The sequence below is a fragment of the Streptomyces anulatus genome (assembly GCF_000721175.1).
GTDB lineage: Bacteria > Actinomycetota > Actinomycetes > Streptomycetales > Streptomycetaceae > Streptomyces > Streptomyces anulatus_C.
Genome location: NZ_JOEZ01000016.1, coordinates 480,929 through 504,992, shown reverse-complemented (window position 1 = coordinate 504,992; position 24,064 = coordinate 480,929). Strand labels below are relative to the sequence as shown.

Below are 24,064 nucleotides of genomic sequence, written 5' to 3'. Positions count from 1 at the left end.
CTGGACGTGGACAGCCCGGGGACCGGGCGTCGGCGGGCCGACCGCCCCGGGCGGGGCTCTCCCGCCGAGCACACCGGGCCGGCCCCGCCTCCCCCGACGGGGAGAACGGGACCGGCCCGGTGGACGGGGACGGCTGTCGCGGCTCCGTTGCCGACGTCTGCCGTCACCGTCGTGCCGCCCTTGGTCAGCGCAGAGTGAAGACGGCCACCGTGCGTCCCGGGACGGTGAAAGTGGCCGACTTCCCGTCGTAACCGGCTCGCTTGACAGTACGATCCGCGCCCTTGGCCTGGACGGGGTGCAGCGCGTACGTCTTCCCCGCCGGTGCGGCGAGCCGCTGCTCGGCGGTGGTCGGCGCGGCGTTGAGGACGACGACGAGCTTGCCGAGGCGCATGGTGATCACGCCCGGGGTCTCGGCCGTGCCGGAGAGCGGGAAGGACAGGCCGGACTGCACCTGGCCCGCGGTGCTCAGGGAGAACTCCTTCTCGGTGGAGCGGATGGTGAGCAGGTCGCGGTAGGCGGCGGAGGCCCCGTCGATCTGCGCGCACTTCGGTGCGATGGTGCCGGTGGCGGCCAGGAGCGGCTTCGCGTACGCCCACTTGTCCTGGTTGTCGGCGGCGGGCGGCAGGCCCCGCCCGAAGCCGTTGCCGTCGCGGCAGTCCCAGTGCAGGGCGTTGAACCAGTCGCCGCTGTCGTAGGAGTTGCGGTCCAGGGACTTGGAGCGCAGCAGGTCGGTGCCCGCCTGGGAGAGCGAGGGCCCCTGCGAGAGGACGGAGGCACCCATCGCCACCACCTGGGCCCTGGCCCGTTCGGCGGCCGTGGTGCCGGCCGGGAGCTTGAAGGCGAGGGCGTCGAAGAGGGTCTCGTTGTCGTGGGCGTCGGAGTAGGCGAGCGCGTCGCCGGGTGCGGCCGCGTATCCGGCGGGCGCCCCGTTGTAGTCGACGTCGGAGCCCTTGACCGTGCGCCCGGTGGTGTCGGTGAAGGTGTAGTCGGCGAGGTTGCCGGTGAGACCGACCTTGATCAGGTCCTGGTAGTGCAGCAGCCGGGCCTTCTGCTCGGCTCGGGTGCCGTTGGCCGGGGAGGAGTTGGGGTCGGTGTAGAGGCCGCTGGCGAAGCCCTGGACGCCGGGGTCCTCGTCGAAGGGGCCGCCGCCGCGGACGGCGTCGCGGGCCCGGTCGGAGAAGGTGGCGACGCCGGTGCCGGCCATGTTCTTCTGGGTGGCCTGGACGAAGCGGGCGTCGTCCGCGATCTCGCCGAAGTTCCAGCCCTCTCCGTACAGGACGATCTTCTTTCCGTCGACGCCGTCCTCGGCGAGCGTCAGCCCGTCCAGGGCCTTGCGGACGGCGAGGATGTTGTCCTTGGGGTGGTGGCCCATCAGGTCGAAGCGGAAGCCGTCGACCTTGTACTCCTTCGCCCAGGTGACGACGGAGTCGACGACGAGCTTGCCCATCATGGTGTTCTCGGGCGCGGTGTTGGCGCAGCAGGTGGAGGTGGCGACGGTGCCGTCCTCCAGGAGCCGCTGGTAGTAGCCGGGCACGACCTTGTCGAGGACCGACTTGTCGTCCTGGCCGGAGGCGACGGTGTGGTTGTAGACGACGTCCATGACCGTGCGCAGCCCGGCCCGGTTGAGGCCCTGCACCATCTGCCGGAACTCGACGGTGCGCCGCGTGCCGTCCGGGTCGGAGGCGTAGGAGCCCTCGGGGACGGTGTAGTGCAGCGGGTCGTAGCCCCAGTTGAAGCCGTCCTTGGCGGCGGCCTTGCTCACGCAGGCCTGCTGCTTCTCGGAGTCGGGGGCGTGGGCGGGCAGGTCGCAGTCGGGGCCGGCCTGGTCGCGCTTCTTCTCCGGGACGGTCCCGATGTCGAAGACGGGCAGCAGGTGGACGTAGCTGGTGCCGGAGTCGGCGAGCTTCTCGAGGTGCTTCATACCGGCCGAACGGGTGTCGGTGAACGCGAGGTACTCACCGGGGTGCTTGGCCGTGCGGTCCGTGATGGAGAAGTCGCGGACGTGCAGCTCCTGGATCTGGGCGTCCCGCAGCGGGGTGGCGGCGGGCTTCTTCAGGACGGACCAGCCGCGCGGCGCGAGCTTCGGGTCGGCGAGGTCGACGACGAGGCTGCGGGCGGAGTCGGCGGTCAGGGCGGTGGAGTAGGGGTCGGTGACCTTGTTGGTGACCAGCTTCTGAACGGTGGGGGCCCAGACGGTCACGGCGTACCGGTAGGGCTTGCCCTGCCAGCTCCTCTTCCCGGTGACCGACCAGACGCCGGTGCGGTCGTCGCGCTTCATGGGGTGTGTACGGCCGTCGAGTTCGAGGGCGACGGTCGCGGCGGTCGGGGCCCACACGGACAGGGTGGGCGTGGACCTGCGGAAGACCGGGCCGAGCTCGGCGGAGACCGCGTTCTTCCCGTACAGGTCGTCCAGGATGCCCGCGGTCTGTACGCCGGTGGCGGCGAGCAGAGCTCCGTTGGCTGCGCGCTGGGTGGCGATGAGCTGGCCGCGCAGGGACTCAGCGACGCGGTCCCGGTCGCGGGAGTCGACGGTGAACGCCGGATAGTCCTTGAGGTGCGGGAACCTGGCCTTCTGTGCGTCACTCAGCGCGGACCGCGTGAGCCGCAGCCACCGCCCCTCGTCGGAGAGCGCCCCGTCGACGACGGAGATGCCGCCCTTCTTCGCGTACACGAGCTGCTGGCTGGTGGCGTCGGTGGCCTTCACCTTCCAGACGACGGTGTTCGCGTCGATCCACTGCGCCTCGGCCTTTCCGAGGTCGGGGGCCGCACCGCCGCCGGTCTGCGGGAGCAGGTAGCCGGGCTTGCCGCCGAGCATCCACACCTCGTGGCCATAGGTGGCGAGGTCGAGGGACTGGTCGGTGGGGAGGTCCTTCTCGTCGCCCTTGTGCAGGATGTAGCTGAGCGTGGTGGCGCCGTCGGCGAGCGGCACCTCGAAGGTGACCCCGTAGGCGTCCTTCTTCACGGGCATCAGCGGCTTCGACCAGTCGGTGGGCTCCTCGGCCCCGGCCCAGGTGTGCAGTCCCCAGCCGTCGTAGTCCCCGTCCGGGCGGTGGTAGTTGAGGACGGCCTTGGTGGTGTCCTGCGGCGGGGCCTCGGGGGCTTCGGCTCTCTGGTCGTCCTTGCCCTGCTCGATCCAGACCTGACCGGTCACACCGAGGTCGACGGTCCGCTCCGGGCCGTCGGCCGTGCCGTTCTTCTCGACGGTGTACGGGAGCGAGCCCGCGCCCTCCTCCAGGTCGATCCAGGCAAACGCGCCGTACGCGTCCCGCCCGATGAACTCGGCGGTCTTCCCACCGGACTTCAGCTGCCAGCCGTCGTAGTCGCCGTCGGCGCGCGTGTAGTGGACGACGGCCCGGTCACGTTCGACGGCGACGGGCTTGCCGGGCGGCGGGGCCTGGCCGGCGGTGGTCGAGGCGAGAGCGCTGGAGGTGCGGCCGGCCCGGTCGACGACGACGGCCTTGTAGCGCAGCGGGGTGCCCGCCTTCACCGTCCCGTCGAGGTACTGGGTGACCTTGTACGGGGCGTGGTCGGCGGTGCCGAGGGTCTTCCACTTCCCGTTGCCCGCCTGGGCGGCGAAGACGACCCGGTTGAGCTGTCCGCCGGCCACGTCGGCGGTGATCTCGACGGTGCCGGTGGCACCGGCGGCCGGGGCCTTCAGCGAGACCGCGGGCTTGGCCGCGGGAGCGCCCACGGGCCGGTCCGCCTTCAGCACGATGCTGGAGAGGGCGGGCACGGTGACGGTGACGGTCTTGTCCTTGCCGCTGCGGACCTGGCCGGAACCGCCGTACAGCGTACGGAACTTCATGCCGGCCGACTCGGTGGCGAGCTGGACCTTCTTCGGACTCGTGCCGTTGTTGGAGGCGACGAGGTACTCATGCGGCCGCCCGGTCGCGATGCGGGACGTGGCGTGGACCGAGCCCTGTGCGTGCCGCTCGATCTGCGTGCCGTCGCGCAGCGCCGGGTGGTCCTTGGTGAGCTTCGAGAGCGCGGCGATGGAGCGGTAGACCGGGTGTTTCGTGTCGTACGCGTCCGAGGCATGGGTGCGGTCGGTGCCGAGCTGGTCGTCGTCGAGGTAGTCGGCGGTCTTCGAGGCGAAGAGGGTCTGGCGGGAGTCCTTGTCGCCGCCCGCGCCGGTGAAGCCCTGCTCGTCGCCGTAGTAGATCACCGGGTTGCCCCGGCCGAGGAACATCAGCTCGTTGGCGAGGCGGGCCCGCTTCAGCAGCTCCGCGTCGTCGGCCTTCGGGTTGTCCTGCCGGAGGAAGGTCCCGATGCGGCCCATGTCGTGGTTGCCGAGGAAGGTGACCTGCTCGTAGGCGTTGGCCTTGTCGGTCGTGTAGCGGTAGTCGTTGCCGTACACCGAGGCGAGCCGGTCGGCGGGCGCGCCCTGGGAGGCGAACTGCCGGGCGGCGTCCTGGAACGGGAAGTCCAGCGTGGAGTCCAGGCGGCCCCGGGTGACGTAGGGCGAGGTGACCTCGGTGTCGGCGGAGTAGACCTCGCCGAACATGAAGAAGTCGTCCCGGCCGCGCTTCGCGGCGTACGCGTCGAGCGTGGTGGCCCACTGGGTCCAGAAGTCCAGGTCGACGTGTTTGACGGTGTCGATGCGGAAGCCGTCGATGTCGAAGTCGCGGACCCACTTCTCGTAGATCTCCTCCATGCCCTTCACGACCTCGGGACGCTCGGTCCACAGGTCGTCGAGCCCGGAGAAGTCGCCGTACTCGTTGGACTCGCCGGCCCACGTCGAGTCGCCCCGGTTGTGGTACATGGTCGGGTCGTTGAGCCAGGAGGGGACCTTCCTGCCGGTGCCGGGCGCCTGCACCGGGGTGTACGGGAAGGAGTCCTGGTCGACCTTCTCGACGCCGTCCCGGTCGTCGAAGGGGCGGCCGTCCTCGTCGAGGTAGGGGAAGGCGCCCTTGGGCTTGTAGCCGTAGGCCTTCTCGGCGTGGTCGATGGTGTCGGCGGTGTGGTTGGTGATGACGTCGAAGAAGACCTTCATGCCCTTGGCGTGGGCCTTGTCGATCAGCTTCTCCAGGTCGGCGTTGGTGCCGAAGTGCGGGTCGACCTGGGTGAAGTCGGTGATCCAGTAGCCGTGGTAGCCCGCCGACGCGTCCTTGCCGGTGCCCTGCACGGGCCGGTTCTCGAAGATCGGCGCCAGCCAGATGGCGGTGGTGCCGAGGTCCTTGATGTAGTCGAGCTTCCCGGTCAGGCCCTTGAGGTCGCCGCCCTGGTAGAACCCCTTGTCGGTGGGGTCGTAGCCGTGATCGAGGCGCGACCCGGTCAGCCCGCCCCGGTCGTTGGAGGAGTCGCCGTTGGCGAACCGGTCGGGCAGCACGAAGTAGAACTGTTCGCGCGTGAGGTCGTGCCGAGCCGCCTCACGGGCGAGCTCGGCGTCCGAGGGCGGGGCGGGCGGCCGGGGCGACGCGGCGGCGGTGGCCGCCGGGACGACGGGCAGCAGCGCCGCGCACAGGGCGGCCACCGCCCCTCGTCTCAGGGTGGTTCGGGACACGGAGGGTGCTCCTCGGCTTGATCGGTCGGGGTCGATCGGTGGGAAGCGGGCCGGTGGCGATGCCACCGGCCCGCTGAGGGGGCAGGGGTCAGCCGCGCCAGACGTCGGCGGTCAGCGTGACCTTCCCTGAGGCCGGGACGGTGGCGGTGCGGTTGGCGCCGCTCTCCCAGGTGACGTTGCCGCTGCCGTCCTTGCGGACGTACTTGTACGCGAACGTGGTCCCGGCGGGCAGGTCCACGTCCAGCTTCCACACGGGGTACGCCGCCGGGTCGAGCTTCGGCGCGGTCGCCGGGTTCCAGTCGCCGAGGGCGCCCTGGTCGCCGGTGACGTGGATGTTCTGGCCGGGCTGGGTGGTGGCGTCGACGCCGAAGGACGCGCCGGAGGAGCCGTCGCCGGGGCCCGGGTCGGGGCTGGAGCCGCCGCCCCCGGAGCACGTGCGGGCGTTGGCGTGCAGGGCGACGGCGGTCCCGGCCGGGACGGTGGCGGTGAACTGGCCGGAGCCGTTGACGCTGACACCGTTGCCGGACTGGACGTCGCAGTAGTCGCCGGCGGGCAGCGAGGTCTGGAAGGTCCGGGTGAACGCGGAGCCCTCGTGGTTGATGGCCACGTACGCCTTCGTGCCCCGGCCGAAGGCGATCCGGTCGCCGCCGTCGTCCCACCAGTTGGTGACGGCCTGGCCGCGTGCCGCGTTGCGGAGGCCGACCATGGAGGAGATCTCGCGCCAGTCGTGCTGGCACTTCCAGCCGTCGCTGTAGCAGGCGTTCACCTGGCCGCCGTTGGGCGGTCCGGCGTCGTGGTCGCTGAACTCGTAGCCGGAGTGGACGTCCGGGGAGCCGTAGGGCCAGGCCAGCATGAAGACGTTGGCCAGGGTGTAGGCCGAGCCGTTCTTGTAGTTGAGGGTGTCGCCGCCGCGCTCGGTGTCGTGGTTGTCGACGAAGACGGCGGACTTCCCGGACTCCATGAAGCCCCAGCCCTCGCCGAAGTTCTTCAGGTGGGCGAGGTTCTCGTTGAGGAAGACCTGCTTGAGGCTCCGCCCGTAACGGAACTCCTGGACGTCTCCGGTGCCGAGGTACTCGGACGGCGAGACGGCCTCGCCCGCTCCGAAGATCGCCTCGTGCTTCCAGTAGGCGTTCGGGTTGCTCAGCCGGGACTTGATGTTCGCGAGGTCACCGGCGGGCATGTGCTTGGCGGCGTCGATCCGGAAGCCGTCGACGCCGAGCGAGAGCAGGTCGTTCAGATAGCCGGCGATCCTCCCGCGTACGTAGTCCTCGCCGGTGTCCAGGTCGGCGAGGCCGACCAGTTCGCAGTTCTGGACGTTGGCGCGGTCGTTGTAGTTGGTGATCTGGGCCCGGCAGTCGTCGAGGTCGCGGCCGGAGTAGAGGCCCGGGTAGTCGTACTTGGTGTACGCGGAGCCGCCGGTGCCGGTGCCGTTGCCCGCCGCCATGTGGTTGATGACGGCGTCGGCGACGACCTTCACACCGGCCGAGTGACACGTGTTCACCATGGCGGAGAAGGCGGCCCGGTCGCCGAGGCGGCCGGCGATCTTGTAGCTGACGGGCTGGTAGGACGTCCACCACTGGCCGCCCTGGATGTGCTCCTGGGGCGGCGAGACCTGGACGTAGCCGTAGCCCGCCGGACCGAGGGTGTCCGTGCAGGCCTTGGCTATGGAGGCGAACTTCCACTCGAACATCACGGCGGTGACGTCCTTGTCGCCCGGTGCGGCGGCCTGCGCGGGGGACGCGGCGCCGAATCCGGTGGGGATGACGAGGGCGGCGGCGCAGGCCACGAGGGCGAGCGCGGCAGACGGGGATCTGCGTGCCATGTTTTTCCTCCTGCGGGTGGGGGGAAACGCGGGTGACGGTGCAGCCTCGGCAACGCGCCATGCCCTCAAGGCTCCTGAAGGTTCTTGCTGCAAGAATGCAAACCTTGCCGCGGAGCAGACCGTACGAGCCCTCCCCTCACCGGTCAACCCTTTGGACATCTCCCGCTCACATCCACGAAACAGCGGGGTTTCCTTCCCGGCTCCTTCTCGTTTTCTTGCTGCAAGGCCTTTCGCAAGATATTGCGGGCCTGTTACGTTTCATCCCGACTCCGGTCCGGCCGGCCGGGGGTTCCGGTACTGCCTCGCGGCATCGGACCCCACGCGCCCGGCCGGCCGGGCCGGTCACGACAAGAGAGGCACCCGGAGTCGCTGCAACTCCCCGCCGGCCCATCCTGGGCCGACTCCTGGTGCCTCTCCTGTACGTGCTCTGCCGCCCGGCTCAGTCCCCCGTGCGTACCGCCGCCGTCGAGCCCCGGACGACCAGCTCCGGCTGGAATACGTACTCGGTGCGCTGCACCGGACTCCCGCCGATCTCCTCGAGCAGCGCGCCCACGGCGGCCGCCGCCATCGCCTGCACGGGCTGGCGCACGGTCGTCAGCGGCGGGTCGGTGAACGCGATGAGCTGTGAGTCGTCGAAGCCGACGACCGAGACGTCACGCGGCACCTCCAGGCCTCTCCCCCGCGCGGCGCGGACCACGCCGAGGGCCATCAGGTCGCTGCCGCAGACGATGCCGGTGCAGCCCGCGTCCAGCAGGGCGCCGGCCGCCACCTGACCGCCCTCGACGCTGAACAGCGTGGAGCAGACCAGCAGTTCGGCTTCCGAGCGGTCCATACCGAGGACCGAGACGGCCGCCTCCACGAACCCGTCGCGCTTGCGGCGGGAGGGGACGTAGCGCTGCGGGCCGATGGCCAGGCCGATCCGGCGGTGGCCGAGGTCGGCGAGGTGTCCCAGCGCCATCCGTACGGCAGCGTTGTCATCGGGCGAGACGAACGGTGCGCTGATGCGTTCGTTGTAGCCGTTGATCAGGACGAACGGCACGCCGCGCTCGGTGAGCGCGGCGTAGCGCCCCGGGTCGGCGGAGGTGTCGGCGTGCAGCCCGGAGAGGAAGACGATGCCGCCGACGCCCCGCTCCACGAGCTGCTCGACCAGCTCGTCCTCGGTGGCCCCGCCCGGCAGCTGGGTACAGAGCACGGGGGTGTAGCCGTGCCCGGCCAGCACCTGCTCGACGGACTGCGCGAACGCCGGGAAGATCGGGTTGGTGAGTTCGGGCGTCACCAGGCCGATCAGTCCGGCGCTGCGCTGCCGCAGCCGTACGGGCCGCTCGTAGCCCAGGATGTCGAGCGCCGCGAGCACCCGCTGACGCGTGGTGTCCGCGACGCCCTGCTTCCCGTTCAGGACCCGGCTGACCGTCGCCTCGCTGACCGCCGCCTGGCCGGCGATGTCGGAGAGCCGGGGCGCGGCGGTGGTCCTGGGTGCGGGCGGTGTCACACCGTCCACCACACCGTGGTGTCGGCGGGCAGCACGGCCTCGGCACCGTCCACGGTGACCGGCGAGCTGGCGAGCAGCACCCGGCCGCGGGCGGTGATCCGGACCGGGGCGCCGGTGGTGTTGACGGTGCAGACGAAGCCGGGGCGGGCGAGGACGAGCACGCCCTCGGGGCCGTCCAGCCATTCGACGTCGGAGCCCGCGCCGAGGCCCGGGTGCTCCCGGCGGGCGGAGATCGCCGCCCGGTACAGCTCCAGGGTGGAGCCCTCCGCGCCGGTCTGCGCCTCGACGGACAGCTCGCCCCAGCCGGCGGGCTGCGGGAGCCAGCTGCCGCCGTCGCCGAAGCCGTACGACGTGCCCTCGCGGGTCCACGGGATCGGGACGCGGCAGCCGTCGCGGAAGCCGTCCTGGCCCTCGGCGCGGAAGAACGAGGGGTCCTGGCGGGCCTCGTCGGGCAGGTCGGTGACGTCGGGCAGGCCGAGCTCCTCGCCCTGGTAGACGTAGGCGGAGCCGGGCAGGGCGAGCATCAGCAGGGAGGCGGCGCGGGCACGGCGCAGGCCCAGCTCGCGGTCGCCGGGGGTACGGATCTGGGTGCCCAGGCCCGCCGGGTTGGCGAACCGGGTGGCGTGCCGGGTGACGTCGTGGTTGGAGAGCACCCAGGTGGTGGGGGCGCCGACCGGGCGCATCGCGTCGAGCGAGGTGTCGATGACCTTGCGCAGTTCGGCGGCGTCCCAGGCGGTCGCCAGGTACTGGAAGTTGAACGCCTGGTGCATCTCGTCGGGGCGCACGTAGTTGGCGGTCCGCTCGACGGTGGGCGTCCAGGCCTCGGCCACGGCGATGCGCCCGCCCGTCACCTGCCGCCGCCCTTCCGAGGAAGGCCCTCCGGGCCCCATCGTGTCGGGGTACTCGTCGAGGATGGTGCGCCAGCTGCGGTAGATCTCGTGGACGCCGTCCTGGTCGAAGAACGGCATGACGTCGTTGCCGAGCAGCTTGAGCTGGTCGTGCGAGCCGAGGTCGGGCAGGCCCTCCGCCTTGACGAGGCCGTGCGCGACGTCGACCCGGAAACCGTCGACGCCCATGTCGAGCCAGAAGCGCAGGATGGAGCGGAACTCGTCGGCGACTGCCGGGTGCTCCCAGTTGAAGTCGGGCTGCTCGGGGGCGAAGAGGTGGAGGTACCAGTCGCCGGGGGTGCCGTCCGGGTCGGTCGTACGCGTCCAGGCCGGGCCGCCGAAGATGGACTCCCAGTCGTTGGGCGGGAGTTCGCCGTTCGCGCCCTTGCCGGGGCGGAAGTGGTAGCGCTCGCGCAGGGCGGAGCCGGGGCCCTCGGCCAGGGCACGCTTGAACCACTCGTGCTGGTCGGAGGAGTGGTTGGGCACCAGGTCGACGATGATGCGCAGGCCCAGACCGTGCGCCTCGCGGATCATGGCGTCGGCGTCCAGCAGGGTTCCGAACATCGGGTCGATGGCCCGGTAGTCGGCGACGTCGTAGCCGGCGTCGGCCTGCGGGGAGGCGTAGAAGGGGGAGAGCCAGACCGCGTCGACGCCGAGGTCCCGGAGGTAGGGGAGGCGGGCGGTGACGCCGGCGAGGTCACCCATGCCGTCACCGTTGCCGTCGGCGAAGCTCCGCGGATAGACCTGGTAGATCACCGCGTCCTGCCACCAGCCGGTGCGGTGGCCCGGGGCGTCGTCGGACGTGCCGGTGGAGGGGGCAGCGAGGTGCTGGGTCATGTCGTCCCTGGGTGTCTGGGTGGGGAGCGGCGCCGGTGACCGGGTCGGGGAGCCGGCGCCGCCGTGACGGGTGCGGTGGTGCGTGCGGGAGCCGCGAGCCTCAGCCCTTGACGGCCCCGGCGGACATGCCGGTGACGAGGTGTTTCTGCGCGAACAGGAACACCAGGGCGGCCGGGATGGCGATGAGCACGGAGGCCGCCGTCATGGGGCCCCACTGGGCGCCGTACTGGTTGACGAACTTCTGCAGTCCGCCGGCGAGCGTCAGGTTCTCGTCGCCGACCAGGAAGGCGGAGGCGTACGCCACTTCGCCCCAGGCGGTGATGAAGGAGTAGAACGCGGTGACCGCGAGGCCCGGCTTGGCCAGCGGCAGGATGAGCCGGAAGAAGGTGCCGAACGGGGTGAGGCCGTCGACCTCGCCCGACTCGTCGATCTCACGCGGGATGGTGTCGAAGAAGCCCTTCATCATCCAGGCGCAGAACGGCACCGAGATGGTGAGGTAGGTGATGACGAGTCCGGTGGGCTGGTTGAGCAGCCCCAGGGTCGACATGATGTTGTAGATCGGCACGATGAGGACGGCGACCGGGAACATCTGGGTGATCAGCAGCGTCCACATCAGCCCGCGTTTGCCGGGGAAGCGGAAGCGGCTCACCGCGTATCCCGTGGTGGCGGCGACGAAGACGCCGATCACGGTGGAGAGTGCGGAGATGATCACCGAGTTGGCGAACCAGTTGAGGAACTCGGTGTCGCGGATCAGGTTCGTGTAGTTGAGAAACGTCGTCTCGCGGAAGAAGTCCGTGGTGGTGGCGTACTTGGCGGGCTTGAGCGAGGTCAGCAGGACCCACAGCACCGGGAAGACCGCGATCACCGAGGCGGTGATCAGGGTGAGGTGCAGGGCGACGGAGGCGAGCGGGGAGCGTTCGCCGCGCAGCCGGACCTTGGGCACGGCGTGCCGGGCGGGGGTTTCGGTCGCGGTGGTCACCAGTTGTCTCCCTGGGAGCGCAGGACTCGCCGGTAGACGACGGCGAAGAGCATCAGGAGTACGAGGATCAGCACGCCCCAGGTGGAGGACTGCGCGTAGTCGCGCGGGCTGATCTCGAAGGAGAACTTGTAGGCCTGGGTCACGAGGATCTGGGTGGCCTCGCCGGGTCCGCCGCGGGTCAGCAGGAAGATCACCGGGAACATGTTGAAGGTCCAGATGGTGGAGAGCAGGACCACCGTGGTGGAGACCGGGCGCAGTCCCGGCAGCGTGATGTGGCGGAAGCGCTGCCAGGCGGTGGCGCCGTCCATCTCGGCCGCCTCGTACTGCTCGGAGGGGATGGACTGGAGTCCGCCGAGGAGGGCGACCATCATGAACGGGATGCCGAGCCAGACGTTGACGGCGATGACCGCGAACTTGGCCCAGGACGGGTCGTTCAGCCACGGTACGGCGTCGATGCCGGCGCCGCCGAGGACTTTGTTGAGCAGACCGCGCTCCTCGTTGTAGAGGAAGCGCCAGGCGAAGACGGAGACGAAGCCGGGGATGGCCCAGGGCAGGATGAGGGCCATGCGGTAGGCGGAGCGTCCGGCGATGCGGCGGTTGAGGATGTTCGCCAGGGCCATGCCGAGGACGAACGTGACGCTCACGCAGGAGACGGTCCACACCAGCGTCCAGCCGAGCGTGCCGAGGAACTGCGAGCCGGTCAGCGCGTCGATGTAGTTGTCCGCGCCGACGAACTCGTAGGTGGCGGGGATCTCGTTGACGCCGATGGAGCGTGCGACGTTGCGCTCGTCGGCGTCGGTCATCGAGAGGTAGATGCCGCGGACCAGCGGATAGCCGATGATCACGCCGATCACGACGACGACCGGGGCGACCATGGCCCAGGCGTACCAGTGGACCGACAGGGCCCGCCGGATCCGGCCGGGCTTCGGTGGTGGGGTGCCAGTACCGCGGCTCCGGCCGCGGGCGACGTTTCCGCCCGCGGCCTTCACCACCGACTGGCTGGTGTGGACAGCCATCAGTCGGCCAACCTTCCTGTTACTTCCAGCCCTCGAGGAGCTTGCGGTAGGAGTCGCCGGTCGACTTGGCGGCCTTCTCCGGCGTGGTCTGGCCGGTGAGGACCTTGGTGTACTCGACGCGCAGCGGCTCGAAGAGGCTGCCGCCCTCGGGGATCCACGGGCGCTCGACGGCGGTCTCGACGACCGGCTTGAAGAAGCCGACGATCTCGCTGTCGACCGCTTCCTTCTTGGCGTACACGGAGGTGCGGGTCGGCAGCAGGTTCAGCTCGCCGGCGGCGGTGGCCTGGCTGTCCACGGACGTCATGTACTCGACGAAGGCGTACGAGGCGTCGAGGTTCTTGGAGCCCGCGTAGACGGCGAGGTTGTGGCCGCCCTGCGGGGCACCCTGGGCGGCGGAGCCGGCCGGGACCGGGGCGACGCCCAGGTTGTCCTTGTCCGTGAACTCCTTGCCGGTCAGGGTGTCGGCGACGGCCCAGGGGCCGTTGATCATCATCGCGACGTCGCCGTTCTTGAACGACTGCATCATGTTCTCCCAGCCGTCCGAGGCATCCGTCTTCGCGGTGCCGTCGTCGACCAGGGCCTTGACCGCCTTGAACGCCTTGACGCCCTCGGGCTTGTCCACGGTGACGGTCTTGGAGCCGGCGTCGACCATGTCGCCGCCCTCGCCGTACAGGAAGGAGAGGAAGTAGTACGGGTCGTCGCCGCGCAGGTAGAGACCGGTCTTGCCGGTCTTGGCCTTGATCTTCTTGGCCACGGTCTTGAGGTCGTCCAGGTCGGCGGGCGCCTCGACGCCGGCCTCCTTGAACAGCTTCTTGTTGTAGAAGATGCCCATGGAGTCGATGACCTGCGGGACGGCGTAGGTCTTGCCCTCGTACTCGGTGGACGCGACGGCCTGCTTGAGGAAGTCGTCCTGGTTCTTCAGGGCGGGGGTGCCGTCCAGCGAGGCCAGGTAGCCGAGGTTCGCGAAGTCCGGCGTCCAGGCGACCTCGGAGCGGATCACGTCGGGGGCGCCGCCGCCGGCCTGGGCGGCGTTCTTGAACTTGTTCTGCGCCTCACCGAAGGGCACGTTGACGTACTTGACGTCGACCTTCGGGTGCTGCTTCTCGAAGCCTTCGGCCAGCTTCTTGAAGACCTTGTCCTCGCTGCCGACGCTGGAGGTGTCCCACCAGGTCACCGTGCCGGAGAGCTCGCCCGAGCTCTTGCCGCCGCCGGTCTCGTCGTCGCTGCCGCAGGCGGTCGCCGCGAGCGCCAGGGCCGCGACCAGGGCGGTGGCCGTTATGCCACGTCGCATCTGAACTCCTTCAACTGCCGTACCGCTCCGTCGCGGCGCCGGGTCGACGTGAACGTAACAAGGATGAAAGACGACCGAAAGACCTTGCGGAAGATTTCTGCAAGCCCTGGTGATCGTTACATTCGCGTGTCCTCAAGGTTGCCGTCAAGCCCCTTGACGGACGTCGCTCATCCCTGGCAGGGACAGGCGGGGCACGACATATCCGCAGTGCGACGATCCGACCGCAGTCCGCGATCCAGGGCCGCAAGTCCTTGCAAGACATTGCCGGAAACCCCGCCGACGACCTCCCCCGCAGCACCTCCGCACCACCCCGCGCACGGTGGGCAATCCGACACGGGCCCGGTACAGTCCCATCCCATGACCGCACGGCTTGCCGATATCGCAACTCAGGCGGGGGTCAGCGAAGCAACGGTCAGCCGGGTCCTGAACGGCAAGCCCGGAGTCGCGGCGACCACCCGCGAATCCGTCCTCGCGGCGCTCGACGTCCTGGGGTACGAACGCCCGGTGCGGCTGCGCAGGCGCAGCGCGGGGCTGGTCGGCCTGATCACCCCGGAGCTGGAGAACCCGATCTTCCCGGCGCTGGCGCAGGTGATCGGCCAGGCGCTGACCCGGCAGGGCTACACCCCGGTGCTGGCGACCCAGACCCCCGGCGGCTCCACCGAGGACGAACTCACCGAAATGCTGGTGGACCGGGGCGTTTCCGGCATCATCTTCGTCTCGGGGCTGCACGCGGACACCTCGGCCGACATGCAGCGTTACGAGCAACTGCGCGGCCAGGGCGTCCCCTTCGTCCTGGTGAACGGCTTCTCCGCCAAGGTGCAGGCCCCCTTCATCTCCCCGGACGACCGGGCGGCGATGAGGCTCGCGGTGACGCACCTGGTCTCCCTCGGCCACACCCGTATCGGCCTCGCGGTCGGGCCCAAGCGCTTCGTGCCGGTGCTCCGCAAGATCGAGGGCTTCCACTCCACGATGCGGGAGCAGCTGGGACTCGCCGCCGACGAGGTGGAGGAGTTGATCCAGCACTCCCTGTACACCTTGGAGGGCGGTCAGGCCGCCGCCTCCGCCCTGATGGAGCGCGGCTGCACGGCGGTCGTGTGCGCGAGCGACATGATGGCGCTCGGGGCGATCCGGGCGGCCCGCCGGCTGTCGAAGGAGGTGCCGCGCGATCTGTCGGTGGTGGGCTACGACGACTCGCCGCTCATAGCGTTCACGGACCCGCCGCTGACGACGATCCGGCAGCCGGTGACGGCGATGGGTCAGGCCGCGGTGCGCACGCTCCTGGAGGAGATCGGCGGAACCCCGGCCCCGCACAGCGAATTCGTCTTCATGCCCGAGCTGGTGGTCCGCGGCTCGACGGCCTCCGGACCCGCAGGCGGCTCAGGGTCCCACTCTCGTCCTTGAGGTGCAGGATGTGCGGCCGGAACCCGACCGGAGGATGATCGAGGGCAGGGGAATCACTATGGAAGACTCTCTGCCTATGGGTGAAACACAGGTGACAGCACAGGAAGGCCGGTCGACGGCCGGTCCTTCACCCATGACGGCCGACAGGACGGAGAAGGCCGGCTGGCCGGCCCGGTTCCGCTCGCTGCGGGCCCCCCGCCGCCCCCGGCTCTGGTTCGAGATCCTGCTCATCGCGGTCAGTTACTGGCTGTATTCGCTCGTGCGCAACGCCGTTCCGGAGCAGAAGGCGGCGGCTCTGAGCAACGCGGACTGGATCTGGTCGGCGGAGAAGTCCCTGGGCCTCGCCTTCGAGGAAACGGTCAATCACGCGGTCAATTCCGTGACATGGCTGATCGTGTCGATGAACTACTACTACGCGACGCTGCACTTCGTCGTGACCATCGGCGTCCTCGTCTGGCTGTTCCGCCGCCACCCGGGCCGTTACGCGGCGACCCGGCTGGTCCTCTTCGCGACGACGGCAGTGGCCCTGCTCGGCTACTACCTCTACCCACTGGCGCCACCCCGTCTCATGAACGGTGCGAACTTCATCGACACCGTGCTCCTGCACGAGACGTGGGGCTCGATGGCCTCGGGCGACTTCAAGAACATGTCGAACCAGTACGCGGCGATGCCGTCGATGCACATCGGCTGGTCGCTCTGGTGCGGTCTGACGATCTTCGCCCTGGCCTCGGCGCCCTGGGCCCGCATTCTGGGCCTGCTCTACCCGACGCTCACCCTGGTCGTCATCGTGGCCACCGCCAACCACTTCTGGCTGGACGCGGTCGGCGGCATGATCTGCCTGGCGTTCGGTTACACCGTCTCCCGCGTCTGGTACGGCTCGCTGCCGCACCGGCTGCCGAAGTGCGTGCCCGCCGGGAACGGGAACAGCCGGCTGACCAGGCTGCGCGCCGCCCGGCTGCCACGCCCGGCCTCGGAACCCGAGCCGGAGCCGAAAGCGAAGCCGGAGCCGGAGACCGCTCCGGAGGCGGAGACGGAGACGGCCGGCTCGCGGAGACCGTAGCGGTGGCCCGGAAATCCAGCCCCTCCGGCGCTTGAGGAGCGGGGACCGGGGCGAAGCAGTCCGACAGCGCCGGGGCCCGGCCCCGGGACGGAACACCTAGGGCGCCGCCCCGTAGAACCGCTCCTCCACCACCGCCCGAGCCCTCCTGGTGATCCGCCGGTAGTCGTCCAGCATGTCCCCGACATGCCCCGGCTCGTACCCCAGGTACCGCCCCACCGCCGTCATCTCCCGCGCCTCGGACGGGAACGTGTCGCCCGCCCTCCCCCGCACCAGCATCACCGCGTTGCGCACCCGGGTGGCCAGCACCCACGCCTCGTCCAGCGTCTGCGCGTCCTCCGCCGGAATCAGTCCCGCCGCACACGCGGCGGCCAGCGCCTCGCGCGTACGCGTCGTACGCAGCCCGGGCTCCGCCCACCCGTGCTGCATCTGCATCAGCTGCACGGTCCACTCGACGTCGCTCAGCCCGCCCCGCCCCAGCTTCGCGTGGAGCGTGGGGTCCGCGCCGCGCGGCATCCGCTCGGACTCCATCCGTGCCTTGAGCCGGCGGATCTCGCGTACGGCGTCCTCGCCGAGGCCTTCCACCGGATACCGCAGCGGATCGACGAGCTCGATGAAGTCGCGCCCCAGCTCCTCGTCGCCCGCGACCGGTTCGGCCCGCAGCAGCGCCTGGCTCTCCCAGACCAGCGACCAGCGCCGGTAGTAGGCCTCGTACGACTTCAGCGTCCGGGCCAGCGGCCCCGTCTTGCCCTCGGGCCGCAGGTCGGCGTCGATCAGCAGCGGCGGATCGGCGGTAGGCAGCTGCAGGAGCCTGCGCATCTCACCGACGACCGTGTTGGCGGCCCGGGCCGCCTCCTCGTCGCCGACGCCCTCGCGCGGCCGGTGGACGAAGAGTACGTCGGCGTCGGAGCCGTAACTCAGTTCGTGTCCGCCGAAGCGGCCCATGCCGATGACCGCGAACCGGGTCGGCAGCGTGTCACCCCACTGCGCGCGGACCGCGGCCCGCAGCGCGCCCGCGATGGTGGCGGCGTTCAGGTCGGTGACGGCCGAGCCGACGCGGTCGACGAGCGCCCCGTGGTCCTGCTCGGCGGGGTTGTCCTCGGTGCCGTACGAGCCGATGAGGTCGGCGGCCGTCGTGCGGAACAGTTCACGGCGGCGCACCCCGCGCACCACCGCGACGGCCGACTCCGCGTCCCCGGCACGCCCCACCGCGGCCAGGATCTCCTGCTCCAGGTGGGCCCGGGTGCGGGGCGTGAGCCCCTCCGGGTCGCCGAGGATCGCCACCGCCTCCGGTGCCCGCATCAGCAGGTCAGGGGCGAGGCGGCCGGCGGAGAGGACCCGGGCGAGGTTCTCCGCGGCGGCGCCCTCGTCGCGCAGGAGCCGCAGGTACCACGGGGTCTTGCCGAGCGCGTCGGACACCTTGCGGAAGCCGAGGAGCCCGGCGTCCGGGTCGGCGGAGTCCGCGAACCAGCCGAGCAGCACCGGCAGCAGGGTGCGCTGGATGGCGGCCTTGCGGGAGACCCCGGAGGAGAGGGCCTCCAGGTGCCGCAGGGCGGCCGCGGGATCGGCGTACCCGAGGGCCTCCAGGCGGATCGCGGCGGCCTTGGCGCTGAGCCGGGACTCGGCGGGGGCCAGCTGGGCGACGGCGTCCAGCAGCGGCCGGTAGAAGATCTTCTCGTGCAGCCGCCGTACGACGGAGGCGTGCCGCTTCCAGGCCTTGTTGACCTCGCTCACCGGGTCGGTGCGCATCCCGAGCGACCGGCCGAGCCGGCGCAGGTCCCCTTCGTCCTCGGGGACCAGGTGGGTGCGGCGCAGCCGGTAGAGCTGGATGCGGTGCTCCATGGAGCGCAGGAAGCGGTACGCCTCGTCGAGCTGGGCGGCGTCCGCGCGCCCCACGTACCCGCCCTCGGCGAGCGCCCGCAGTGCTTCCAGGGTGGAGCCGCTGCGCAGGGACGCGTCGCTGCGTCCGTGCACCAACTGGAGGAGCTGCACGGCGAACTCGACGTCGCGCAGTCCGCCGGGGCCGAGCTTCAGTTCCCGCTCGATCCGGTCGGCGGGGATGTTGTCGACGACCCGGCGGCGCATCTTCTGTACGTCGGGGACGAAGTTCTCCCGGTCGGCGGCCCCCCAGACGAGCGGCGACACCGCGTCGACGTACTCCGCGCCGAGCTCGGGGTCGCCAGCCACCGCGCGGGCCTTGAGCAGGGCCTGGAACTCCCAGGTCTTGGCCCAGCGCTGGTAGTAGGCGAGGTGGGAGCTGAGGGTGCGCACCAGGGGACCGTTGCGGCCCTCGGGGCGGAGGTTGGCGTCGACCTCCCAGATGGTGCCCTCGGCGGTGGTCTCGGAGCAGATCCGCATCAGGTGGGCGGCCATCCGGGTGGCGGCCTGCATGGCCTTGGTCTCGTCGACCCCATCGCGCGCCTCCCCGACGAAGATCACGTCGACGTCGGAGACGTAGTTGAGCTCCCGCCCGCCGCACTTGCCCATCGCGACGACGGCGAGCCGGCACTGCGCGGCGTCCTCGGGTACGGCCGTCCGGGCGATGGCGAGTGCGGCGCGCAGGGTGGCGGTGGCGAGGTCGGCCAGTTCGGCGGCGGTCTGGGCGAGATCGGTCGTCCCGCACACGTCCCGGGCGGCGAGGGTGAGCAGGCACCGGCGGTAGGCGACCCGAAGCGAGTCAGGGTCGACGGCGTCGGCGAGCCCGCGCTCGAACTCGGCGACGCCGGGGTGCAGGTCGATCGCCTCGTACGTGACGAGCGCCTTCCAGTCGCGCGGGTGCCGGGCCAGATGGTCCCCGAGCGCCTCCGAGGCGCCGAGGACCCCGAGGAGCCGGTCGCGCAGGGGCTTGGCGGTGACGAGGGTGTCGAGCAGCACCTGCCGCTCGTCCGCCGCCCCGGCCTCCACGATCCGGACCAGTCCGCGCAGGGCCAGATCCGGATCTGCGGTGGCCCCGAGCGCCTCCAGGAGGACCGGATCCGACCGTACGGAGGCCAGCGCGTCCAGGCCCAGGAGCTGCTCGGCGGCGGACGGGTCGGTGAATCCGTGCCGCAGCAGCCTGGTGAACGTACTGCTTCTGCGCCCCGGCACCGTCGTCATTCCGTGCTCTCCTGCCGCCCGAACCGATCTGTGTGGCTGCTCGGCCGCTCCCTTGCCGCGTCACAGTTCTCCGAGCCTAGTCCTGTGCCGATGAATTCGGGGCGGCGGCGGAGTCCACCTCCGGGGAAAGCACCTGACAGCACCCCTCGACGCCCCGCGGAGGAACCATGTCCACGACCGAAAGCCCGCTGCCCGACGGTTTCCCGGCCGGACCCCCGGCCGATGCACCCGCCCCTTCCCCGGCGACCGAGCTGGACGCCCGCTACAGCAGCGAGGGCGCGACGGCCCGCCCGTGGCCGGAGGCCGCCGCCGTACTCGCCGATGCCCCGCTGTACTGGCTGTCCACGGTCCGCCCGGACGGCCGCCCCCATGCCACGCCGCTGATCGGCATCTGGTCCGACGGCGCCCTCCACTTCTGTACGGGCGCGGAGGAGCGCAAGGCACGCAACCTGGCGGGCAACCCCGAGGTGGTCCTGACGACGGGCGCGAACACCCTGAACTCCGGCTTCGACGTGGTGGTGGAGGGCCGGGCGGACCGGGTGACGGACCACGGCCGGCTGACCGCTCTGGCCCGGGAGTGGGAGGCGAAGTACGGCGGCGACTGGCACTTCGACGTCGAGGACGGCGGTTTCGTCCAGGCGGGGGCGGGCCACGCCCTCGTGTTCGCGGTCCGCCCCCGTACGGCGTTCGGCTTCGGCAAGGGGGAGCCGTTCAGCCAGACGCGCTACCGCTTCCCGTGATCCGCCCGGCCGTCCCGACGAGGACGGTGGCGTACAGCTCCTCGGAGACCAGGACCCGGGTGCGCAGCCCGGCGGCGCGCAGGACCTCGACCGCCGTCTCCCGCTGCCGCTCGCTCGCCTCCACGAGCAGGCTGCCGCCGGGCGCGAGCCATTCGGGCGCTTCGGCGGCGACCCGGCGCATGACATCGAGCCCGTCGCCGCCCCCGTCCAGGGCGACGCGCGGTTCGTGGACGCGGGCCTCGACGGGCAGCAGCTCGACGTCGCCGGTGGGGACGTAGGGGACGTTGGCCAGCAGCACGTCGACCCGGCCGCGCAGGGCGGCGGGCAGCGGGGCGAACAGGTCGCCCTCGTGGACCTGCCCCAGGTCGCCGACGTTGCGCCGGGCGCAGCGCACGGCGGCGGGTTCGACGTCGCAGGCGTGCAGTTCGGCCGCGTCCGACGCGGCGGCGAGGGCGACGCCGAGCGCGCCGGAACCGCAGCAGAGGTCGACGACGACGGCCCGGCGGGGTGCGAGGGCGGCGGCTTGCGCCACCAGGAACTCCGTACGGCGCCGGGGTACGAAGACTCCGGTGTCCACGGCGTAGCGGCGGCCGTGGAAGTCCGCCCAGCCCAGGACGTGTTCGAGCGGCAGTCCGGCGGCGCGGCGCCCGATGAGGGCGGACAGTTCGTCCGGGGAGGTGGCGGCCTCGTGGAGGAGGCGGGCCTCGTCCTCGGCGAAGACACAGCCGGCGCGGCGGAGGGCGACGACGGTGGTGGAGAAGGGGACGGAGGGGTGAACCGGCATACGAGCGAAGCCTTTCGGGAAAACCGATGGGCGCTCCGCGATCGTCCTAGGCCGTCCGGTCGGCTGCTGCTGTCGCTGCCGGTCGTTCGACGTGATCGCGCGGGGTGAGCACCCAGCCTGATCCAGCGGTAATGGGGCTCACCTCCTCGGTCGGTCTCGTCGTTCCCCGTGGCGTACGGGGGTCGTAACAGTACAACAGCCCGCTTCCGCGCCCGGACGTGGCGCGGAAGCGGGCTGTGATCGACGAGGTTCCGGACGAGATGGGGCGGGGGTTCCTGTGAGGGGGGCCGGGGCTGACCGATCGATTCAGAACGAGGTTCGGAGGTTCGGTTGCGCCGGCGCGGACTCGGCATGGGCGGCGTGGCCCGATGAACGGCCCTTGGCCAGTGCCCGGTTCACATGGCGCCTGGCGGCTTCCCGGTCGCCGCGGAGACGCGCGGCGTGCGCCAGGCCCAACTCGGCATGGATCTCGCCCCTGTTGTAGGCGCGCTCGGCCGACACCGACAGCGCACGCTCGTACAGTTCCGTCGCCCGCTCCGTGCGGCCGCCCGCCAGCGCGGTCCTGCCGAGCCAGGTCAGCGCCTCGACGACCTCGGTCCACAGCCCGAGTTCCTCGGCCATCACGAGAGCTTCCCGGTGCAGTCGTTCCGACCGCGCCCGGTCGCCCTCGCGTTCGGCCACGAGCGCCAGGGACCGGGTGGCCCGGAGGCGGCCCCAGCGGTCGCCGACCTCGTGGAACAGCGCGGCACCCAGTTCCGCCGATGCGCCCTGGGCCGGGGCGTGACTCGCGAGCTCGACCAGCGCCGCGGCCTCCCCCCAGCGGTCCCGGGCGGCGCGGGCTCCGGCCAGGCTCGCCTCCACCAGCCTCCGCCCCTCCCGGCGCCGGCCGTCGCCGGTCAGACCGGTGCCGACGAACCACTGCAACCGGGCTCTCAGCACCGGATCCTCGACACCGGCGGTGGGGTCCTCACTGGCCGGGGCCGGTGCCGCACCTGCCTGCGAGGTGCGCAGCTCGATGCCGGTCAGCCAGGCCCGTGCCGTCAGCCGGGCGGCCGGGGCGGCCTCGCCGACGGCGGCCAGCGCAGCCCGGAGCGACCTGCGGGCCTCGGTGAGCTTGCCGCGCAGGAACCAGTACCACGCCAGCGCGTTCACCAGCCGTACCGCGTATCCGGCGGCGCCCTGGGTGACCGCGAGGTCCAGGGCGCGGCGCAGGTTGACGGTCTCCGCGTTGAGGCGCTCCAGGGAGCTCCGCTGGTCCGGGCCGCGCAGCCGCTCGCTCTCCCGCTCGGCCCACTCGGTGCAGTGGCGTACGAACCGTGCGCGTACGGCGGTCTCCTCGCCCGCCTCCGCCAGTCGTTCGGCGCAGTAGGCGGCCACTGATTCGAGCAGCCGGAACCGGTTTCCCACACGGACCACCAGCGAGCGGTCCACCAGCCGGGACAGCAGGTCGGGAATCCGTTCGGCACCCAGGTCGTCGTCGGCGCAGACCGCCTGGGCGGACGGCATGAGGCAGCCGTCGGCGTGCACGACGAGGCGCCGCAGCACGGTGCGCTCGTCCGAGGTCAGCAACTGCCAGCTCCAGTCGAGCATGCCCCGCAGTGTCTGCTGGCGGGCCGGTAGTCCGCGCGCCCGGACGTCGGGCCGGGCGAACCGGTCGTCCAGGCGGGCCGCGAGCTCGTGCGGGCTCAGTGTCCGCAGCCGGGACGCCACGAGTTCCAGTGCGAGCGGAATGCCGTCGAGGCGACGGCAGATGGCGGAGACGGCCGCCGCGTTGTCCGCGTCGAGGACGAATCCGGGTGCCGCCGCCGCGGCCCGCTGCACGAACAGCTCGACGGCGCTGGACCGGGCGACCATCCGCGGGTCGGTGTGCTCCGGCAGCGTCAGCGGCGGTACGGGATGCACCACCTCGCCGGGAACGTCGAGGGCTTCCTGGCTGGTGAGCAGGAGGTGCGCCGCGGGCACGGCCGACAGCACGGCGTTGGCGAGCACGGCGACCGGCTCGACCAGGTGCTCGCAGTTGTCCAGCAGGATCAGCAGGTGTCTGTCGGCCACCGCCCGGCACAGCCAGCCCACCAGGTCGTCCAGGTTCGGCTCGGTCGCCGCCGTGTCGCACAGACCCAGCGTCGTGATGACCCGATCAGCGATGTCGTCCGGGGCCGACGCGGCGCCCAGGCCCGCCAGTTCGACCAGCCATACGCCGTCGGCGAACTGCTCGGCCACGTCGCGCGCCGCGGCGATCGCCAGCCGTGTCTTGCCCACTCCGCCGAGACCGGCGAGCGTGACGAGGCGGGTGCTGGCGGCGGGGTCCAGCCGTGCCCGTACCTGTTCGGCCGCCTCGCGCCGGCCGATCAGCGGAGTCAGCGGGGTGGGCAGGTTGGTACGGCATGACAGCGATCCGATCGCGGGGGTGGCCAGCTCCGGCTCCTGGCGCAGGATCGCCTCGTGCAGCGCGGAGGCCCCGGGGCCGGGTGACGCCCCCAGCTCCTCGGCCAGTCGCCGCCGCAGGTCCTGGAAGCTCTGCAGCGCATCTCCCTGTCGCCCCGCCCGGTACAGGGCGCGCATATGGGCCATGCGCAGCCGTTCGCGCAGCGGGTGGCGTGTCACCAGCACCCCCAGCTCCGCCGCCAGCGCGGTGTGCTCGCCCAGGGTGAGCCGCACCTCGGCCCGGTCCTCGACGACGTCGAGGCGCAGCTCTTCCAGCCGGGTGATCTCGTCGCGGGCGAACAGGGACTCGGCGACGTCGGCGTAGGCCGGGCCCCGCCACAACGCGAGCGCGTCGGCGAACAGGCCTTCCTTCACCGCCGGTTCCTCGTGCGCGCGGGCGCGTTCGGCCAGCTCCTGGAAGGCCACCGCGTCGACCGTGTCGTCCGCCAGCAGCAGCCGGTAGCCGGCGGGTTCGCGGACCACCTGCTCCCGGCCCAGCACGCGGCGCAGCTGGGAGACCTTGGTCTGCAGCGTGTTGGCCGACCCGCCCGGCGGGTTGCTCGCCCACAGGTCCTCGATCAGGCGGTCCGCCGACACCGGTCCGCCGCCGTGGACGAGCAGATCGGCCAGCAGGGCGCGCACCTTCACCTCGGGGACCTTGATCGGCCGCCCCTCGGCGTCCCAGACGGCCAGCGGGCCAAGCACCCCGTAGCGCATGGCCGCAGTCTATCGCCGAGC

At 71.4% G+C, this 24,064-nt stretch carries 13 protein-coding genes; 3 read left to right on the top strand and 10 right to left on the bottom strand.

All coding sequences use genetic code 11. From position 1 onward, the window contains the following. Window positions 1–184: 184 nt before the first annotated feature. The 7 genes from pulA to IG90_RS0120390 form a co-directional block, all read right to left on the bottom strand. Window positions 185–5,503, bottom strand: a complete 5,319-nt coding sequence (gene pulA / locus IG90_RS0120420; RefSeq protein ID WP_030586215.1) for a pullulanase-type alpha-1,6-glucosidase — start codon at window positions 5,501–5,503, stop codon at window positions 185–187. An 88-nt stretch (window positions 5,504–5,591) separates the two neighbouring features. Next, window positions 5,592–7,325: a carbohydrate-binding module family 20 domain-containing protein gene (locus IG90_RS0120415; RefSeq protein ID WP_030586209.1), complete on the bottom strand. Its 1,734-nt coding sequence runs from the start codon at window positions 7,323–7,325 to the stop codon at window positions 5,592–5,594. Window positions 7,326–7,764: 439 nt separating this feature from the next. After that, window positions 7,765–8,826, bottom strand: a complete 1,062-nt coding sequence (locus tag IG90_RS0120410) for a LacI family DNA-binding transcriptional regulator (protein WP_030586207.1) — start codon at window positions 8,824–8,826, stop codon at window positions 7,765–7,767. After that, a complete protein-coding gene (locus tag IG90_RS0120405; protein ID WP_030586205.1) occupies window positions 8,811–10,538 on the bottom strand; it encodes a glycoside hydrolase family 13 protein in 1,728 nt (575 codons plus the stop codon). The genes IG90_RS0120410 and IG90_RS0120405 overlap by 16 nt, the downstream gene beginning before the upstream one ends. Window positions 10,539–10,638: 100 nt before the next feature. After that, window positions 10,639–11,517, bottom strand: a complete 879-nt coding sequence (locus IG90_RS0120400) for a sugar ABC transporter permease (RefSeq protein WP_030586204.1) — start codon at window positions 11,515–11,517, stop codon at window positions 10,639–10,641. Beyond that, window positions 11,514–12,533 carry a carbohydrate ABC transporter permease gene (locus IG90_RS0120395; RefSeq protein ID WP_030586202.1) on the bottom strand — a complete coding sequence of 340 codons (1,020 nt, stop codon included), beginning with the start codon at window positions 12,531–12,533 and terminating at the stop codon, window positions 11,514–11,516. The genes IG90_RS0120400 and IG90_RS0120395 overlap by 4 nt, the downstream gene beginning before the upstream one ends. A 19-nt stretch (window positions 12,534–12,552) precedes the next feature. After that, window positions 12,553–13,824, bottom strand: a complete 1,272-nt coding sequence (locus IG90_RS0120390; RefSeq protein ID WP_030586200.1) for an extracellular solute-binding protein — start codon at window positions 13,822–13,824, stop codon at window positions 12,553–12,555. 357 nt (window positions 13,825–14,181) lie between these two features. Between IG90_RS0120390 and IG90_RS0120385 the strand changes: the two genes are divergently transcribed. Together IG90_RS0120385 and IG90_RS0120380 are read left to right on the top strand one after the other, a co-directional pair. Then, entirely contained in the window at window positions 14,182–15,225 is a 1,044-nt protein-coding gene (locus IG90_RS0120385) for a LacI family DNA-binding transcriptional regulator (protein WP_030586197.1), read from the top strand. Between the two features lie 76 nt (window positions 15,226–15,301). After that, window positions 15,302–16,285 (top strand): phosphatase PAP2 family protein, encoded by a 984-nt coding sequence (locus IG90_RS0120380; RefSeq protein WP_030586195.1) that lies wholly within the window; start codon window positions 15,302–15,304, stop codon window positions 16,283–16,285. Between the two features lie 96 nt (window positions 16,286–16,381). On the opposite strand, the gene IG90_RS0120375 is transcribed toward IG90_RS0120380, so the two are convergent. Beyond that, entirely contained in the window at window positions 16,382–19,378 is a 2,997-nt protein-coding gene (locus IG90_RS0120375; RefSeq protein WP_030586193.1) for a bifunctional [glutamine synthetase] adenylyltransferase/[glutamine synthetase]-adenylyl-L-tyrosine phosphorylase, read from the bottom strand. Between the two features lie 167 nt (window positions 19,379–19,545). Between IG90_RS0120375 and IG90_RS0120370 the strand changes: the two genes are divergently transcribed. Next, a complete protein-coding gene (locus tag IG90_RS0120370; RefSeq protein ID WP_233436025.1) occupies window positions 19,546–20,118 on the top strand; it encodes a pyridoxamine 5'-phosphate oxidase family protein in 573 nt (190 codons plus the stop codon). On the opposite strand, the gene IG90_RS0120365 is transcribed toward IG90_RS0120370, so the two are convergent. After that, the gene (locus IG90_RS0120365; RefSeq protein ID WP_030586189.1) at window positions 20,090–20,902 is read right to left on the bottom strand and encodes a putative protein N(5)-glutamine methyltransferase; all 813 of its coding nucleotides are present in this window, start codon (window positions 20,900–20,902) and stop codon (window positions 20,090–20,092) included. The two genes, IG90_RS0120370 and IG90_RS0120365, sit on opposite strands and share 29 nt — an antisense overlap. Window positions 20,903–21,208: 306 nt before the next feature. Then, on the bottom strand, window positions 21,209–24,043 hold the full coding sequence (locus IG90_RS0120360; RefSeq protein ID WP_030586187.1) for an AfsR/SARP family transcriptional regulator: 2,835 nt from the start codon (window positions 24,041–24,043) through the stop codon (window positions 21,209–21,211). Window positions 24,044–24,064 lie beyond the last annotated feature (21 nt).